A 17,346-nucleotide genomic window follows, 5' to 3' on the forward strand; every position below is an offset into this window, starting at 1 on the left:
AAGTTTTGCAGAAAATGGTTGTGTTCGGAAAGAAAGTATGGTATGATGTATAGGTGTTAAGTGTATGCGGTTTTGAAGGTATATCAAATATCTTCAAAATAGTTATTGTGGCCCGGTGGCTCAGCTGGTTAGAGCGCCGCCCTGTCACGGCGGAGGTCGTCGGTTCGATCCCGATCCGGGTCGCTTTTCATAACTAAATATCTGAAAAATGGGATCTTAGCTCAGCTGGGAGAGCATCTGCCTTACAAGCAGAGGGTCACAGGTTCGAGCCCTGTAGGTCCCATTCTTTTATGGGTGGTTTCCCGAGTGGCCAAAGGGGACAGACTGTAAATCTGCTGCAAATTGCTTCGGTGGTTCGAATCCACCACCACCCACTTGCCAATCAGGCAATCGGCCGATGTGGCTCAATTGGCAGAGCAGCTGATTTGTAATCAGCAGGTTATCGGTTCGAGTCCGATCATCGGCTTTACTTGAGAAATCAAGTACAAAAATAGGATATCGCGGGATGGAGCAGTCTGGAAGCTCGTCGGGCTCATAACCCGAAGGTCGTAGGTTCAAATCCTACTCCCGCAATTTTATGCCTAGTTAGCTCAGTTGGTAGAGCAGAGGACTGAAAATCCTCGTGTCTCTGGTTCGATTCCGGAACTAGGCATATTTTACGGAGCATTAGCTCAGTCGGTAGAGCACTTGACTTTTAATCAAGTTGTCCGGGGTTCGAATCCCCGATGCTTCACTATGTGGAACCCTTTCGAGGGTTCTTTTTTTTGTTCTGCATATCCCAAATTGGTCCGGTGGACCAATTTTGATTATGTTTATCTTAAGGTTACGGCGAAAATCTTGCAAAAGAGCAGGAAATGTACTATGCTTTGAAAGAATAAAAAAGAACGGAGGAATCTGTTTATGGCACAAAAAAAGAAAAACAAAAGACGAAGACGCCAGTTTCAGCAGAAAGTGATTTTAAGTGTTCTGCTTGTTATCATTATCGGATTGATTGGCGTGCTTGGATATCAGATGCAGAAGAACGAGAAAAAACAGACGGATGGAAACGCAAGTGCATCCTCTTCGGTTTCGTCATCCTCTCTTGCTGGGGACAGTTCAGAGCCGATATCGGATTCCAGCCCGGAGGAGGAGATTACACCGATGCCTGAGCCGGTACAGCAGATTTCGTCAGATGGTCTGAACAGTCAGCATGCCCTGCTGGTGCGGGAAAGCGATCTGGCTGAGATGATGAATCTGGGCGGAGATGAGAGAATTTATCCGGCGTCGATGACAAAGATTATGACAGCGCTGCTTACCATTGAAAATCTTCCGGATCTGAACGAGACGATTACGGTTCCGGAGGACATCTTCGAGGAACTGACGGCACAGGATGCGTCGGTAGCGGGATTTAATCCGTACGAACAGCCGACGGTTCGTGATCTTCTCTATGGTGTGCTGCTGCCATCCGGCGCAGATGCATGTGAGACATTGGCGAGAGCAGTCGGCGGATCGGAAGAAGGTTTTGTGGCCATGATGAACCAGAAAGCAGAAGAACTGGGACTTACCAATACGCATTTTGAGAACTGCACGGGACTACATAACGACAACCATTATTCTACCTGCCGTGATATTGCGGTGCTGATGAGTGAGTGTCTGAAGAGTGATACGTTTCGCGAGATCGTGACGAGGGAGGTTTACACAACGGAGGCTACCGCATCACACCCGGAGGGAATTACGCTGTATGATACGATGCTCCACCGGTTTACCAGCTATGAGATGAGTACGACACTGGAGAACGGGGCAGTCATTGAAGGCGGAAAGACCGGATTTACCGATGAGGCGGGTCAGTGCCTGGTCAGCTTTGCAGAATATGGAGGCGAAGAGTACATACTTGTTACGGCAGAGGCCATGACGGATTCGGGATCTGCGGTGGACAGCATCGCGGATGCGAGTACGGTGTATGGAAGATTACAGTAAATACAGGTGAAAGCGAGAGCTGGAAACGGGAGAAAATTCCCGGTTCCGGCTCTTTTTTTTACGTGAAGCAAGTCGAGAAAATAAGGTGTGGATAACATTGGGGATGTTTTGCACGGAATGCGCAGAAAAGAATTATGTTTTCCACAAAAGAAAGAAGCGCAGGGGAAAAATTGTGGATAACGGAAAGGAAAAATCCAGTTTTTGTGTATAGATCGCGCCGGATGGGAAATACTGCTTACTGTAGAAAAGCAGGAGGAGAGCGAGAAATCGAAAAACGCCTCTGAAATGCTTAAAAAGATATCAGCAGAGGTGGTAAGAATATGAAAAGAGACAAGTTGAGAATCGGCGTGATCACAGCGGCACTGGCAATGATGATTGCAGGCGGAGTGCTGACCTGGCAGCAGGATGCGAGAAACGGTAAGGCAGATCAGGCGAAACAGGGAGAGACGGCACAGCTTACAGAGGACGAAAGCACCGGAACTACAGAACAGCAGACGGAGGAGACGGCGGGAGATGCAGACGGAACGCGTGCCGTACAGGATCAGGCAGATGATGTGGAAAACAGTCTGGAACAGGTGCCGGAAATGGAAGCGGCGTGTGAAGAAGAGGCGGCGGGAAATCCAGAAGCAGATGCAGAGACGGCTCAGAATACACCGGAAGAATCAGATGGGAATACAGAAAGACAGGACGCGCAGGCGGTAAACGGAACAGCGGCGGATCAGAACGGAGAAACAGGATCAGGAGAAACAGCGGCGAATGAAGAAACGAGTGCAGCATCCGGAACTGTGGATTCTGCAGAAAATCAGGAAACGGCAGTTGAGACAGCAGGGGCTGCACAGGATCTGATGTTCAGCGAAGCGACAATCATGGAACTGCCGGTTACTGGAACAGTTCTGATTCCGTATAACATGGAAAATACCGTTTATTTCCCGACACTGGATCTTTACCAGTGCAATCCAGGCGTTGTTTTCTCGGCGGCAGAAGGAACTCCGGTTCTGGCGGCAGCGGACGGAGAAGTTGTGAGTGTGGAAAATGATGCAAGAACCGGCCTCACCGTCACCATGAATCTTGGAAATGGATACGAAGCCATCTACGGACAGCTCACAGACGTTTCCCTCGAGGCAGGCCAGAAAGTTCAGAAAGCAGCACGGATCGGAGCAGTTGCAGCACCGACGAAATATTATGTAAAAGAGGGAAGCAATCTTTTCTTTGAGATGAAAAAAGATGGAAAAGCCATTGATCCTATGGTATATCTCCCGGCAATTTCGGAATAAAAAAGAGGACCTGCACGAAATGGGATGCGGGAAAGTATTATAAAGTGTAGGATTCGCAATCGAATCTTTTTTACAGGTTTTGAATACAAAAAAGGCGGCGCAGACCGCGGATGGTAAAATACCGTTTTTCGATTGCTTTTTATAAAAAAGGCTGGCTGAAAACAGTCAGCTTTACATATAACAAACAGGATTGTTTTGATATAGAAAAAGGGCGGAATAAAAGGAAAGTAACCGGTTACAGAAAATGTGAAAGTTTGTCATTTTAGGGGTTTCGTTTTTGAATGTTATCGGTTAAAATAGATGTAGTGGACAGATCCTGAAAACAAGGAGGATTAGAAAAATATGGAGCTTTTATTTATGGACCCGGTGTTCAAAGAAGCAATCTGGGGTGGAACAAAGTTAAGAGACGTATTTGATTACGAAATTCCGAGCGATACAACCGGCGAGTGCTGGGCGATCAGCGGACATGCCAACGGAATGAGCCATGTGGCAGGCGGAAGATTTGATGGAAAAACATTAGGTGAGCTCTGGAAAGAGGAGCCGGAAATTTTCGGAAATTACCCGGGAAGCCAGGTTCCGCTGCTGATCAAGATCATTGATGCAAAAAATGATCTGAGCATCCAGGTTCATCCAGATGATGCTTATGCAGGAGAGCATGAGAATGGATCTCTTGGAAAGACCGAGTGCTGGTACGTGCTGGACTGCGAACCGGGTACAGAAATTGTTATCGGACACAATGCAAAAGACAAGGCAGAAGTGGAGAAAATGATCCGCAATCATGAGTGGAGCGATTTCATCCGCAAAGTGCCGGTACATAAGGGAGATTTCTTCCAGATCAATCCGGGATGCGTACATGCCATCAAAGGCGGCACACTGATTCTGGAGACACAGCAGAGCAGCGATATCACCTATCGTGTATACGATTATGACAGACTGCAGAACGGCAAACCGAGACAGCTTCATGTAGAGCAGAGTATCGATGTTATCGAGGCTCCGTTTAAACCGGCAGATATCGATACCTTTACAGAGGAAATCCCGGGCGCGGTACATACCCATTTTGTAACATGCAAGTTCTACTCTGTAGATAAATACGACATCGACGGTGTATTCACCTTAGATGCGAAAAAATATTATACTAATGTAAGTGTAATCGCCGGAGAGGGTACTGTAAACGGTATTCCGGTTAAGAAAGGTACTCACTTTATTATACCGGCTAATTTTAATGGATGCAGATTTGAAGGAAAACTTTCTGTAATCTGCTCAAATCCAGAAGCATAAGAGAGGAGAAAAACACAATGAGACTTGGAGCATTAGAAGCAGGCGGAACAAAGATGGTCTGCGCAATTGGAAACGCAAATGGAGAAATTTATGAGAGAATTTCTATCCCGACCGAGACACCGGAAATTACCGTTCCGAAAATGATTGAGTATTTCAAAGAGAAGGACATTCAGGCACTGGGAATCGGTTGCTTTGGACCGATCGACCTGAACAGAAAATCCGAAACATATGGTTACATTACCACAACTCCCAAATTAGCATGGAAGAACTACAACATCGTAGGCGCTTTCGCAGATGCACTGGACATCCCGGTTGGATTTGATACCGATGTAAACGGTTCTGCACTGGGTGAGGCTACCTGGGGAATCACAAAAGGTCTGGACAACAGCATTTACATCACCATCGGAACGGGCGTTGGAATGGGAATTATTTCCAATGGCAAGCTGTTGCACGGCATGCTTCATCCGGAAGGCGGACACGTTCTGCTGACCAGACATCCGAAAGATACTTACGGCGGAAAATGCCCGTATCACAGCAACTGCCTGGAAGGCCTTGCTGCAGGTCCTGCCATTGAAGCACGCTGGGGCAAAAAAGGTATTGAGCTGGCAGACAAAAAAGAGGTATGGGAGCTTGAGGCTTACTATATCGGACAGGCACTTGTAGACTGCATCATGCTGCTCTCCCCGCAGAGAATCGTTTTGGGCGGAGGCGTTATGCATCAGGAGCATATGATGCCGCTCGTAAGAGAAGAAGTAAAGAAACAGCTGAACGGATATCTTGTAACAAAAGAACTCGAGGATCTCGACAGCTACATTGTACTTCCAAGTCTGAACGACAATCAGGGTATCATGGGTGCGCTGAAACTGGCTGTAGATGAGCTGGCAATGCAGTAAGGTGCAGGAACATCCGAAAAATTTCACTTACATCGTGGAATGCAGCGATGGAACACTTTACACCGGCTGGACCAACAATCTTGAGCACCGCGTCGAGGCACACAATGTGGGAAAAGGTGCCAAATACACCAAAAGCCGGAGACCGGTAAAACTGGTGTATTTTGAAACGTATTCCTCCAAAGAAGAGGCGATGCGGCGGGAGTGGGAGATTAAACAGCTTTCGCGGACAGAGAAATGGAAGCTGATCAAGGCGAAATAAGAATCAAAAACAGACTTTTCGAACAGACACAACAATGTGTGGATGCGGAAAGTCTGTTTTTTTGTGAAAATGTGTCGAACGATTCCGGAAGAAACCAGATATTTTGACTTGCAAAATAATTTCATCCTGTTATAATAAAAGAAACGGCAACAAGTAGTAATAAAAACCATGTGATACAGTAATTGAAATAAAACAACGTTTCTGACAGGAAAGGAGTGGGCAGAATGAAGTATATCAGAAAAAATGGAATCAAGGATCCTGGCAGTGCGATTACACATGGGACTGCGCTGATCCTAGCGGTGGTGGGAACGCTGCCGTTGCTTTTGAAGGCGGCGCGGGAGCCGGATCATCTGCATGTGGTCGCAATGGCAGTGTTTATGCTGAGTATGATTTTGCTGTATCTGGCGAGCACCGTGTATCACACGTTTGATGTAAACGGGAAGGTGAACCGTCGACTGAAAAAGTTTGATCATATGATGATTTCAGTGCTGATTGCGGGAAGCTACACACCGATCTGCCTGATTGCACTGCATGGACGGACGGGAATTGCACTCTGTGCACTGGTGTGGGCGGCAGCGATTGGCGGGATTCTCGTCAAGGCATTCTGGATCAACTGTCCGAAGTGGTTTTCTTCGGTGCTGTATATCGCAATGGGCTGGCTGTGCGTTCTGGCGTTTCATCCGCTGTTTCTGGCCCTCTCGCGGCCGGCGTTTGGATGGCTGCTGGCCGGCGGAATTATTTATACAGTCGGCGGGGTGATTTACTCCTTAAAAATGCCGGTGTTTAATGCAAAACATAAAAAGTTCGGAACACATGAAATTTTTCATCTGTTTGTGATGGGTGGAAGCTTCTGTCATTTTATTGTGATGTACTATTTTGTGGCGGCGATGCCGGTATAAAATAACAGTGGCGGCTGTACCGGGAAAGAAAAATCCGGTACAGCCGCTGCTTTATGTTTACGTGTCATGGGGGTAAAATCTGTGATGCTGCAAAACCCCTGGAAAATGCTGTTATAACAACGTGAACAGTCACTTTAGTTCAGTTTAATATTTTTAAACAGCGATCCCAGTGTCGTTGTCACTTCCTCTGTCTCCGGGAGTTCGATGGTTTCTTCCTGAATTTCTTCGGCGGCAACATCGTCGAGTGCCTTCATGGAGAGACTGAGTTTGCCGTCTTTGATGGCAATGACTTTTACTTTGACTTTATCGCCGACTGCCAGGACTGCGGATGGATGTTTGATTCGTTTGGCGCAGATCTGGGAGATGTGGACGAGGCCGGAGAGGCCGTTTCCGAGGCTGATGAAGGCGCCGTATGGCTGCAGGCTCTCAACGGTTCCTTCGGTGACGAGGCCGACTTCTACGTTGGAGATTTTCTCTTTGCGCTCTTCGTCTGCTTTCTCGCGGAGAATTTCGCGGGCGGAGAGGATCAGGCGGTCTTTTTCTTTGTCGAGGTCAAAAACCTGTACCTGAATGTCTTTGTTTAAGTATTCATTCAGATCTTCCACGTAGTTCAGGGAGAGTTTGGAAGCCGGGATGAAGCCGCGGATTCCTTCGACGTAAGCGATAACACCGGCGTTTACGATTCCTTTGACTTTTACATCCAGTACGGTTTTCTCTTCTTTGTACTGTGCGAGTTTTTCCCATGCGAGGATATCGTTTGCCTCTGCGCGGGAGAGAAGAATGTTGCCGTGGCCGTCGTCTTTGCGGATCACGGTTGCGGTGATTTCGTCACCGACCTGAACAGCGTCTTTTAAGGAGAAGCCAGGCTCGTTGCTGAAGTCCTCGGCGCGGATGACGCCCTCTGCGTAGTATTTCAGATCGAGAATCACCTCTTTTTCATCTACGGAGATGACGGTTCCGGTGAGCATGTCGCCTTCCTCAATTTTTTTGAAGGAAGCTTCCAGCTCTGCGGAGAAGTCATCCATGGTTAATTTTTCTTCTGACATAATGAAACACCCCTTTTTCGTAAGAATAACAGGAAAACGAGAGGAAAATTGTGGATTTATGAAAAAATCGGGTTCAATTTTGCACGTTTTTCTATCTGCGTTTATCTTAACATAAAAGATTTTCTTTGACCAGATGAAAAAAGGATGGTAATATGTGTGTAGTCGTTACCAAAATTACTGAGACGCGCACTTGCTGCGCGGCTGCAGGAGAAAGTGATTCAGGTGGCCGCCCGGAACTTCGCGGAGCGAATTTGCATGTGCAGGGCGGCGGTTACTGGTCACGAAGTGAGCAGTAACTGTAGTCGTTACAAAAAAAGAAGTAAAACTACCGGGACGAACTTACTGTATACCACAAACATACAGAAGGGAGGAGTACTATTATGAAATCAAATTCAAGAGTTTATGTAATTGGACATAAAAATCCGGATACGGATTCGATCTGTTCGGCGATTGCCTATGCGGATATCAAAAACAGAACGGATAAAACAAAAACCTACGTGGCACGCCGTGCCGGTCAGATCAACGAGGAGACCGAGTATGTGCTGAAACGCTTTGGGGTGCGTGCGCCAGGCTACCTGCCGAATGCGGGAACGCAGGTAAAGGAAATTGAGATTCACGAGGTGCCGAGCGTACCGGGCACGATTTCCGTGAAGAAAGCGTATTCCATGATGAAAAACAACAACGTGGTCACACTGCCGATTACTTCGCCGGACAATGATCTGCAGGGCGTGATTACGGTCAGTGATATCGCAGAATCCTATATGGATTCTTATGACAGCCATGTCATGTCACTGGCAAGGACGCAATACCGCAGTATCGCGGATACGTTGGATGGTTCGGTTATTGTCGGAAATGAACATGGTTATTTTATCCGCGGAAAAGTCGTTGTCGGCGCATTCCATCCGGATACGATGGAGAACTACATCGAAAAAGATGACCTTGTCATTCTCGGAAACCGTGCGGAGGACCAGCTCTGTGCAATCGAGATGGATGCAAGCTGCATTATCGTCGGACTTGGCGCAAAGGTGACGAAAACGATTCAGAAATTTGCAGAGGAAAAATGCTGTGTGATCATCAGCAGTCCGCATGACACGTATACGATTGCGCGTCTGATTAACCAGAGTATTCCGGTCAAATATCTGATGCGCAGAAGCAATCTGATCACGTTCAACACCGAAGATTTCCTCGATGATATCAAAGAAGTTATGAAAAATCAGAGACACCGCGATTTCCCGATTCTGAACAAGAAAGGAAAATATGTGGGAACGATTTCCCGTCGGAACCTGATCGGAAATGCAGGAAAGAAACTGATTCTCGTCGATCACAATGAGGAATCACAGGCGGTCGATAACGTCAAAGAGGCGGAGATTCTCGAGATCATCGACCATCATCGTCTGGGATCACTTGAGACGATGGCGCCGGTTATGTTCCGCAATGAGCCGGTGGGCTGCACGGGAACGATTATGTATGAAATTTATAAGGAAAAAGAGCTGGAGATCGCGCCGAACATCGCAGGACTGCTCTGCGCAGCCATCATTTCCGATACGCTGATGTTCCGGTCGCCGACGTGTACGTTTCTTGACAAAGCGGCAGCAGAGGCACTGGCGGACATTGCAGGCATCAGCATTCCGGAGTTTGCATCCGAAATGTTCCGTGCAGGAAGCAACCTGAAAGATAAATCACCGGAAGAAATTTTCTACCAGGATTTCAAAAAATTCATCATGGGCGATGTTACGTTTGGTGTCGGCCAGATTACATCCCTCGATGCGGGCGAGCTGGAATCCATCAAGGAACAGCTTCTGCCGCAGATGGAAAGCGAGTGCGGAAAACACGGCATCGAGATGGTATTCTTTATGCTGACCAATATTATAGAAGAATCTACAGAGCTTCTGTATTATGGAAGCGGGGCAAAGGAAGTCATTGAAAAAGCTTTTGAAGATCTTCCGGTCAACGAGGTCAGCTGCGAGCTGAAGGGTGTTGTGTCGAGAAAGAAACAGCTGATTCCGGCATTTATGATGGCGCTGCAGAATCAGTAAAAACAGAAAAAATAAAAAAGCGTGGTTCCGGGCCTGAAAACAGATCCGGGGCACGCTTTTTTCGGTCATAAAAGGGTGAAAAAGAGGAAAGGAAAGAAATAAGAATGGGAAAACAGACATGGAAAGCGGGAAATATGCTGTATCCGCTGCCGGCGGTCATGGTGTCGGTGCGCGGAAAGAACGGGGAGGACAACATCATCACCGTTGCCTGGGCCGGCACGGTGTGTACGAATCCTCCGATGGTATCGATCTCGGTGCGGCCGGAACGCTACAGCTATCAGATGATCAAAGAGAGCGGTGCGTTCGTCATCAACCTGACGACGGAGGACCTCTGCTATGCGACCGACTACTGCGGCGTGCGCTCGGGAAGAGATGTGGATAAGTTCAAAGAGATGAAACTGACGAAAGTCGAGGCGGAGGAGATTTCCGCACCGATGATCGGGGAGTCGCCGGTTAATATCGAGTGTAAAGTGGAGCAGGTGCTCGAACTGGGCTCGCATCACATGTTTCTTGCAAAAGTTGTGGCTGTCCATGCGGATGAGGCATACATGGATGAGCGCGGCCGCTTCGATCTGAACCGCGCGAAACCGATTGTGTATTCCCACGGAGAGTACTTTGGAATCGGGAAAAAGCAGGGAACCTTTGGCTGGAGCGTGAAGAAAAAATCGAAAACACCTAATATAAAAACAAAAAACCGCAGCTAATCTTTATTTTCTAAAGAATCAGCACGCGAAATTTTATAGTACTTTCGGTAAAAATATACAAAATCGACAAAAATACTGGGTAAATATTAGAAAACGCTACAAAATCATGATTTATTAGGAATTTTTTGCGTGAAATATTGCAAAAACCGGATATTTTATGCTATAATATCAACCAATCGTTGACCTTATAAAATTAAGTGATCCGGAGGACGGGAGAATCCACCGGAGACGCGAGAGAGTGCGGAAATGATTTTCTCCACGCTTTAAGGCTGATGAGAACCGCAGATGGATCTTTTAAAGAAATCTTTCTGCACTACATTAAGGGAGAAATTTCAAGGAGGAAACTAACATGTCATACGTAGATGAGGTTATTGAGTCCGTAGTTGCAAAAAACCCAGCTGAGCCGGAATTCCATCAGGCAGTCAAAGAGGTTCTGGAATCTCTTCGCCCTGTTATTGAAGCAAACGAGGAAAAATACAGAAAAGTTGCTCTTCTGGAGAGAATGGTAGAGCCAGAGCGTCAGATCAAATTCCGTGTGCCGTGGGTAGACGATAAAGGACAGGCTCATGTAAACACCGGATATCGTGTACAGTTTAACAGTGCAATCGGACCTTACAAAGGAGGAATCCGTCTGCATCCTTCTGTAAATATTGGTATTATCAAATTCCTGGGATTCGAGCAGGTATTCAAAAACTCACTGACCAGCCTTCCGATCGGCGGAGGTAAAGGTGGTTCTGACTTCGATCCGAAAGGAAAATCTGACAGAGAGATCATGGCATTCTGCCAGAGCTTTATGACAGAGCTTTGCAAATATATCGGCGCAGACACCGACGTACCGGCTGGTGACATCGGAACAGGCGCAAGAGAGATCGGCTTCATGTTCGGACAGTACAAGAGAATCCGCGGCGTATACGAAGGCGTTCTGACTGGTAAAGGTTTAAGCTACGGCGGATCTTTAGCAAGAACAGAGGCTACCGGATACGGACTGCTGTACCTGACCCAGGAGCTGCTGAAACTGAACGGCATCGACATCGCAGGCAAGACCGCTTGTGTATCCGGTTCCGGAAACGTTGCAATCTATGCGATCGAGAAAGCTACTCAGCTTGGTGTGAAAGTTCTCACCTGCTCTGACTCCAACGGATGGGTTTACGATCCAGACGGAATCGATGTAGCTGCATTAAAAGAGATCAAAGAAGTAAACCGTGCCCGTCTGACCGAGTACAAGAAATATCGTCCAAACTCTGAGTACCACGAAGGACGCGGCGTATGGGTTGTAAAAGCAGACCTTGCTCTTCCTTGCGCAACTCAGAACGAGCTGCTGCTTGAGGATGCAAAAGCACTTGTTGAGAACGGATGCACTGCAGTATGCGAGGGCGCTAACATGCCTACTACTCTGGAAGCAACCAAATATCTGCAGGAGCACGGCGTAATCTTCGCACCTGGAAAAGCTGCAAATGCAGGTGGTGTTGCAACATCCGCACTCGAGATGTCCCAGAACTCCGAGCGTCTGTCCTGGACCTTCGATGAAGTTGATGCAAAACTGAAAAATATCATGATCAACATCACACACAACATGGTTGATGCTGCAAAACGTTACGGCCATGAGGGCGACTATGTTATGGGCGCTAACATCGCAGGCTTTGAGAAAGTAGCTGACGCTATGATGGCTCAGGGAATCTGCTAATCTGATTTTGAGAAATCCAAAGGGATCTCCGGTTAAGACCGAGGGTCCCTTTTTGCATAAAAGATAGAAGAAACACAGAAAAATAACGAAAATTACAGTGTACAAAAAACATTACATTTTGCAACGAGACTAGACAGAAGAAATAGACTTTCACGCGGTACCGTGTGAATAAAACGACAGAATATGCGAGTAAGTTGTATTATTATGCATGAATGCAATATACAGGTAAGATAAAAACGTAAGAAAAACGTAAGAAAAAAGATGTTTTATGTTCAGAAATAGAGCGTATAGTAAACAAAAATAATGCAAAAATAATGAAAAGCAGAAGTTGACAAGAGCTTGCGCGAGAAATATAATTATTTATGTATTGATAAAGAACTTGTTTGCATTAATATGTAATGAATTTGCATACAGGGAAGAGGAAGAGAAGATGACATTAAAAGATTGCTACATGCAGATGGGAGCAGATTACGAGGAAACCGTTCAGCGGCTTCGCAGTGAATCTCTGATTCAGCGGATCATTTTAAAATTTCCTCAGGATCCGAGCTATCAGGAGCTTTGCCAGGCACTGGCGGACGGAAATATTGAGGTTGCATTCCGTGCAGCTCATACATTAAAAGGCGTGTGCCAGAATCTTGGTTTTAAAAATCTGTACGAGCCAAGCGCCGAGCTGACCGAGCGGTTAAGACCGCTGCAGGAGACCGAGACGGATGATCTGATGCAGAAGGTGACGGAAGAATATAACCGCACCGTAAAAGCGATTGAGGATTTCCAAAACGCTTAAATTGAAGGAAGAAAACAAGGAGACATTGATCTGTGAGATGAGGAACACAGACCGGTGTCTCCTTTTTTATGGAATTCTGTACAAGATGCGGGTTGACGGGAAAAAAGAAACATGATAATCTTTTTACATAAAAGCACAGCTTATGAAGAAGAATTGCTTAAAAAGAAAAACTTATAAGTATCTATAAGAAGAAACAAGGACGCTTTGCCGGAAAAATTCCGGCTGTGCAGGGCATATTCCATACCGAAAGGCAAGGCAGCCCAAATCTACAAAAGCAGGAGAAAAGCAATGAAAAAAGAAAAAAGTTCAGCTATGGGAACCCCGTACACCTTTGAAGGACGGATTCCGCTGAAGCAGGCGATTCCGCTTGGATTGCAGCACGTAATGGCGATGTTCATAGGAAACCTTACCCCGCTTCTGATCATCATGGGAGCGTGCGGTCTGACGGCGGATGCGGGCTACGGTGCACTTCGTACGGCTCTTTTGCAGAATGCAATGACAGTAGCCGGTATTGTAACACTGGTACAGATGTTTTCGATTGGACCGATCGGCGGTAAAGTACCGATTGTTATGGGTACATCTTCTGGATTCCTCGGCGTATTCAAGAGCGTGACAGCCGTGCTGGGACAGGGCGCGCTGACGTACGGCGCTATCCTTGGTGCGACAATTGTCGGCGGTCTGTTTGAGGGCGTGCTTGGCGTCTGTTTAAAGCCGCTTCGTAAATTTTTCCCGTCGGTTGTTACCGGCTGCGTCGTTATGGCGATCGGTCTTTCGCTGATTCCGGTTGGAATCAATTATCTCTGCGGCGGTTCCGGAACGAACGATTACGGTTCCATACAGAACCTGTTCCTTGGCATGGTCGTTCTGATTGTAACGCTGGCACTGAAGCACTTTACAAATCCGAAGGGAATCTTAAGCACGGCTTCAATTCTGATCGGTATTTTAGTCGGCTACGTGGTAGCTATTATTATGACCATGGTTCTGCCGCATACCGGAACGGCGGTTCTTGAGGATGGAAGCACTGTTTCCTATACATATTCCTGGGTTGTCAATTTCCAGCAGGTAAAAGATGCGTCCTGGTTCGCACTCCCTGGTATTGCAGGCTTTGGAAAACTGGCTGAGGTAAAACCAGTCTTCCGTGTGGAGGCAATTCTCCCGGTAGCGATCATGTTCATCGTAACAACCGTTGAGACGGTCGGCGATATCTGCGCCTGCGTAGAGAGCGGTATGGACCGCGAGGCAACCGATTCTGAGCTTTCCGGCGGTATCATCTGCGACGGTCTCGGATCCAGCTTTGCAGCAGCACTCGGCGTTCTCCCGAATACTTCTTTTGCACAGAACGTCGGCATTATTTCGATGACAAAAATCGTAAACCGTATGGCACTTTCCTGCGGAGCCATTTTCCTGATCCTCTGCGGACTCTGCCCGAAGATTGCAGCATTTGTATCCATTATGCCGCAGTCCGTACTCGGCGGTGCAGCCGTTATGATGTTTGCGTCAATTCTGGTTTCCGGTATCCAGCTCATCACAAAAGAGCCGATTACGAGCCGTGAGATCACGATCGTTTCTGTTGCACTGGGTCTTGGCTACGGCCTTGGTTCCACAGCGGGAGCAACTTCTGAGCTTCCTTATTATATCCAGCTGATTTTCGGCGGCTCCGGTATTGTTCCGGCAGCTGTTGCGGCGATTGTACTGAATATTATTATTCCAAAAGAGAAGAAAAAAGCAGAATAAAGAACAAAAAAAGAAAAAGAACCTCTTATGTTTCCGGAAAGAAGTATTCCCGGGGAGAGATAAGAGGTTCTTTTTTATTGTGCTGCCCGGCATTCGGAGGGAACTGCCGGTAGAAGGCTCTGCAGGTAAAATGTCTGAAAATACGAGGAATATACAAAATGACGGAAAAAGCACAAAAAATCCGTCAATAGGTAAAAGAATAACGAAAAAGAAAAAGTCAAGATTGACTATAAATTTTAAAATAGTGTACAAAATCGACAATATGAATTAAAAAAACGAAATAAATTGTGAAAAATACATAAAAAATGCTTGTCAAAACGGGTGGAGAAGAGGTATAATCATTGCATAAAAAGTGTGACGAAAATGTGAAAGTTTTAGGCAAAACGTATGATCAAAAACAATGGATTCTTCGTAAGCCTGGACAAAAGCAACAACGGAGCACGCAAAAAGAACGTAAATCACAAGGAGGACACCAAATGAAAAAGAAAGTAATTTCTGCATTACTGGCAAGCACCATGATCGTAAGCCTGGTAGCATGTGGCAGCACTGGTTCTGGCTGGTTCTGTTCCGGTATTCAACGTACTCCTGATGATGAACTTCTTCCGCGGCATCCCGGGAGACCTCGAGGAGGCAGCCCGTGTAGACGGCGCCGGCCCGTGGCGTATCCTGTGGCAGATTGTAGTTCCGTGTTCCAAACCGGTTATCGCAACCATCGTCCTGTTTACATCCGTTGGTTACTGGAACGAGTATTTCCAGGGCCTGGTATTAATGAACAAAGAGACGAACTATCCGTTACAGACCTACATCCGTCAGATCTCCGTTCAGATCCCGGTAGGCGTAACCCTGACTGCAGAGCAGTATCAGCAGTTAGCACAGAACTCCAACAAATCACTGGAGGCAGCAAAGGTATTTATCGCCCTTGTTCCTATGCTGATTGTATATCCGTTCCTGCAGAAATACTTCGTAACCGGTATTACACTGGGAGCAGTAAAAGAATAAGAGAAAACGCAGAAAAAGCGGCTTCTGAATCGAAACAGGAAGCCGCTTTTTTGCGCTTTTTTTCTTGCGTCCGGGGAGAAAACAGCGTAAGATAAAAAGGTATTGAGGTGAAAAACAAAATGTTTCTGGAGGGGATTTTATCATGAAAATACTTACATTCGGAGAACTGATGCTGCGTTTAAAAACACCGGAGCATCTGAAAATACTGCAGGCAGATACCTTTGAAGCCAGTTACGGCGGCGCGGAGGCGAACGTCGCGGTTTCTCTGGCAACACTCGGGAACGATGTTTCCTACGTGACAAAAGTGCCGGAGCACCAGGTCGGACAGGCGGCCATCAATGAAATCCGCCGGTTCGGTGTGGATACGACCCGTGTTCTGCGGGGCGGCGGCCGCGTCGGTATTTACTATTTTGAAAAGGGAACCAACATCCGACCGACGAGCGTGGTTTATGACCGCGCCTACAGCGCGATCGCGATGGCAGAAGCGGAGGAGTTTGACTGGGAAAAACTGCTCGAGGGCGTGGATCTCTTTTATTTCTCCGGTATCACGCCGGCCATCAGCTGCGAGATCGAAAAGACGCTGGAGATCGCTCTTATGCTCTGCAAAGAGAAAAAAATTCAGGTGGTATGTGATCTCAACTACCGCGGAAAAATGTGGTCAGCAAAGGACGCACAGCGCGTCATGCGCCGTCTGATGTCTTACGTGGATGTCTGCATTGCAAATGATGAGGACTTTGAATCATCGCTTGGCATTCCGGCGTATGATGGAGATATGTCGCGCGGCATTGAACAGATCGAGTCTTACAAAGAGGGCATGCTGGAAATTCAGAAACAGTTCCCGAACTGTAAAGCAGTTGCGAGCGTGCTGCGCAATCTCTACACCGTGGAGGACGGCGACTGGATGGGAATTTACCTGAAAGACGGAAAATTCTATGAGAGCCCGGTTCACAAAGTACACAGCTTTGAGGCAGTCGGAGCCGGTGATGCGTTTGGTGCAGGACTGATTCACGCGATGGCGCATGATTTTGCGCCGCAGAGAATCATCGATTTTGCGATTTCTGCAAGCGTCTTAAAGCTGATGATTCAGCACGATGCCAACGTGGTCAGCGAAAAAGAGATTGAGCAGATTATGAAGCAGGGCGGAACAAATCTGCAGAGATAGAGGAAACAAAAAGATTCCGAGAGTACATACAGGACAGCAGGAGGAATAAAACTTGAAGAAACGGAATATTATATTAATAGGAATGCCGGGAGCCGGCAAAAGCAGCGTTGGCGTTATCCTTGCAAAGGCTTTGGGGTATGAGTTTATTGATACGGATCTTGTGATTCAGCATCGGGAGAAACGTCTTCTGCGCGAGATTATTGCAGATGAGGGAAATGAAGGCTTTCTTGCGATTGAGAATGAGGTCAATGCGACTCTGGAAGCCGATGAAAGCGTCATTGCACCGGGCGGCAGTGCCATTTACGGAAAAGAGGCGATGGAGCATTTTAAAGAAATTGGAACCATCGTTTACCTGAAGCTGTCGTATGAGGATCTGGCGAAACGTCTCGGAAACCTGAAGGGACGCGGCGTCGTGCTGAAAGAGGGCCAGACGCTGAAGGATCTCTACGATGAGAGAAGTAAATTATATGAGCAGTATGCCGAGATTACAGTTGACGAGAGCGGAAGGGATATCCAGGGTACGATCCTGGCGCTCCGCGAGCAGATCGGCATGTAAAACAGAATTGGTGGAATATTCAGGGAAATTTTGAAAACATACGATTATATCATAATAAGGGAAATGTTCTGATAGTTAGAAA

At 47.0% G+C, this 17,346-nt stretch carries 15 protein-coding genes and 7 tRNA genes; 21 read left to right on the forward strand and 1 reads right to left on the reverse strand.

The features are described from left to right. Positions 1–109: 109 nt before the first annotated feature. The 13 genes from DXD92_RS14225 to trhA all read left to right on the forward strand — a co-directional run bounded on the left by DXD92_RS14225 (position 110) and on the right by trhA (position 6,559). Positions 110–183 (forward strand) — tRNA-Asp (locus DXD92_RS14225). Positions 184–210: 27 nt separating this feature from the next. Next, positions 211–283, forward strand: a tRNA-Val gene (locus DXD92_RS14230). A gap of 9 nt (positions 284–292) precedes the next feature. Further along, positions 293–374, forward strand: a tRNA-Tyr gene (locus tag DXD92_RS14235). Positions 375–393: 19 nt separating this feature from the next. Beyond that, a tRNA-Thr gene (locus DXD92_RS14240) sits at positions 394–466 on the forward strand. A gap of 33 nt (positions 467–499) precedes the next feature. After that, a tRNA-Met gene (locus DXD92_RS14245) sits at positions 500–573 on the forward strand. A 6-nt stretch (positions 574–579) separates the two neighbouring features. Further along, a tRNA-Phe gene (locus DXD92_RS14250) sits at positions 580–652 on the forward strand. Between the two features lie 8 nt (positions 653–660). Further along, positions 661–733, forward strand: a tRNA-Lys gene (locus tag DXD92_RS14255). A gap of 167 nt (positions 734–900) precedes the next feature. Beyond that, on the forward strand, positions 901–1,956 hold the full coding sequence (locus DXD92_RS14260; protein ID WP_117762164.1) for a D-alanyl-D-alanine carboxypeptidase family protein: 1,056 nt from the start codon (positions 901–903) through the stop codon (positions 1,954–1,956). Between the two features lie 320 nt (positions 1,957–2,276). Further along, positions 2,277–3,230, forward strand: a complete 954-nt coding sequence (locus tag DXD92_RS14265) for a peptidoglycan DD-metalloendopeptidase family protein (protein ID WP_117762165.1) — start codon at positions 2,277–2,279, stop codon at positions 3,228–3,230. 342 nt (positions 3,231–3,572) lie between these two features. Then, complete coding sequence (gene manA / locus DXD92_RS14270) at positions 3,573–4,508, forward strand: mannose-6-phosphate isomerase, class I (protein ID WP_118595199.1); 936 nt, start codon at positions 3,573–3,575, stop codon at positions 4,506–4,508. 17 nt (positions 4,509–4,525) lie between these two features. Next, positions 4,526–5,401 (forward strand): ROK family protein, encoded by an 876-nt coding sequence (locus DXD92_RS14275; protein ID WP_022461220.1) that lies wholly within the window; start codon positions 4,526–4,528, stop codon positions 5,399–5,401. Further along, positions 5,382–5,660 carry a GIY-YIG nuclease family protein gene (locus DXD92_RS14280; RefSeq protein WP_118640815.1) on the forward strand — a complete coding sequence of 93 codons (279 nt, stop codon included), beginning with the start codon at positions 5,382–5,384 and terminating at the stop codon, positions 5,658–5,660. Before DXD92_RS14275 ends, DXD92_RS14280 begins: the two co-directional genes overlap by 20 nt. A gap of 224 nt (positions 5,661–5,884) precedes the next feature. Further along, positions 5,885–6,559 carry a PAQR family membrane homeostasis protein TrhA gene (gene trhA, locus DXD92_RS14285; protein ID WP_118640817.1) on the forward strand — a complete coding sequence of 225 codons (675 nt, stop codon included), beginning with the start codon at positions 5,885–5,887 and terminating at the stop codon, positions 6,557–6,559. Between the two features lie 134 nt (positions 6,560–6,693). Here the strand turns inward: trhA and DXD92_RS14290 are convergent, their stop codons facing one another. After that, a complete protein-coding gene (locus tag DXD92_RS14290) occupies positions 6,694–7,605 on the reverse strand; it encodes a 30S ribosomal protein S1 (RefSeq protein ID WP_117813161.1) in 912 nt (303 codons plus the stop codon). 380 nt (positions 7,606–7,985) lie between these two features. Here DXD92_RS14290 and DXD92_RS14295 point away from each other — a divergent pair, with 380 nt between their 5' ends. From DXD92_RS14295 to DXD92_RS14335, 8 genes are all read left to right on the forward strand, one after another. After that, positions 7,986–9,641, forward strand: coding sequence for a putative manganese-dependent inorganic diphosphatase (locus DXD92_RS14295; RefSeq protein ID WP_117510673.1), 1,656 nt, complete (start codon positions 7,986–7,988; stop codon positions 9,639–9,641). Positions 9,642–9,745: 104 nt separating this feature from the next. After that, positions 9,746–10,345, forward strand: coding sequence for a flavin reductase family protein (locus tag DXD92_RS14300; protein WP_117510675.1), 600 nt, complete (start codon positions 9,746–9,748; stop codon positions 10,343–10,345). Between the two features lie 349 nt (positions 10,346–10,694). Then, a complete protein-coding gene (gdhA, locus tag DXD92_RS14305; protein WP_055220308.1) occupies positions 10,695–12,029 on the forward strand; it encodes an NADP-specific glutamate dehydrogenase in 1,335 nt (444 codons plus the stop codon). 430 nt (positions 12,030–12,459) lie between these two features. Beyond that, entirely contained in the window at positions 12,460–12,813 is a 354-nt protein-coding gene (locus DXD92_RS14310; RefSeq protein ID WP_055220310.1) for an Hpt domain-containing protein, read from the forward strand. Positions 12,814–13,101: 288 nt separating this feature from the next. Beyond that, positions 13,102–14,547, forward strand: coding sequence for a uracil-xanthine permease family protein (locus DXD92_RS14315; protein WP_117510677.1), 1,446 nt, complete (start codon positions 13,102–13,104; stop codon positions 14,545–14,547). A gap of 537 nt (positions 14,548–15,084) precedes the next feature. Next, complete coding sequence (locus DXD92_RS14325) at positions 15,085–15,546, forward strand: carbohydrate ABC transporter permease (RefSeq protein ID WP_243104917.1); 462 nt, start codon at positions 15,085–15,087, stop codon at positions 15,544–15,546. Between the two features lie 142 nt (positions 15,547–15,688). Beyond that, positions 15,689–16,708 (forward strand): sugar kinase, encoded by a 1,020-nt coding sequence (locus DXD92_RS14330; protein WP_118601687.1) that lies wholly within the window; start codon positions 15,689–15,691, stop codon positions 16,706–16,708. Positions 16,709–16,760: 52 nt separating this feature from the next. Next, positions 16,761–17,264 carry a shikimate kinase gene (locus DXD92_RS14335; protein WP_117510688.1) on the forward strand — a complete coding sequence of 168 codons (504 nt, stop codon included), beginning with the start codon at positions 16,761–16,763 and terminating at the stop codon, positions 17,262–17,264. The last annotated feature ends 82 nt before the right edge of the window (positions 17,265–17,346 follow it).

Source organism: Blautia sp. TM10-2 (assembly GCF_003480845.1).
GTDB classification, from domain to species: Bacteria; Bacillota; Clostridia; order Lachnospirales; family Lachnospiraceae; genus Fusicatenibacter; species Fusicatenibacter saccharivorans.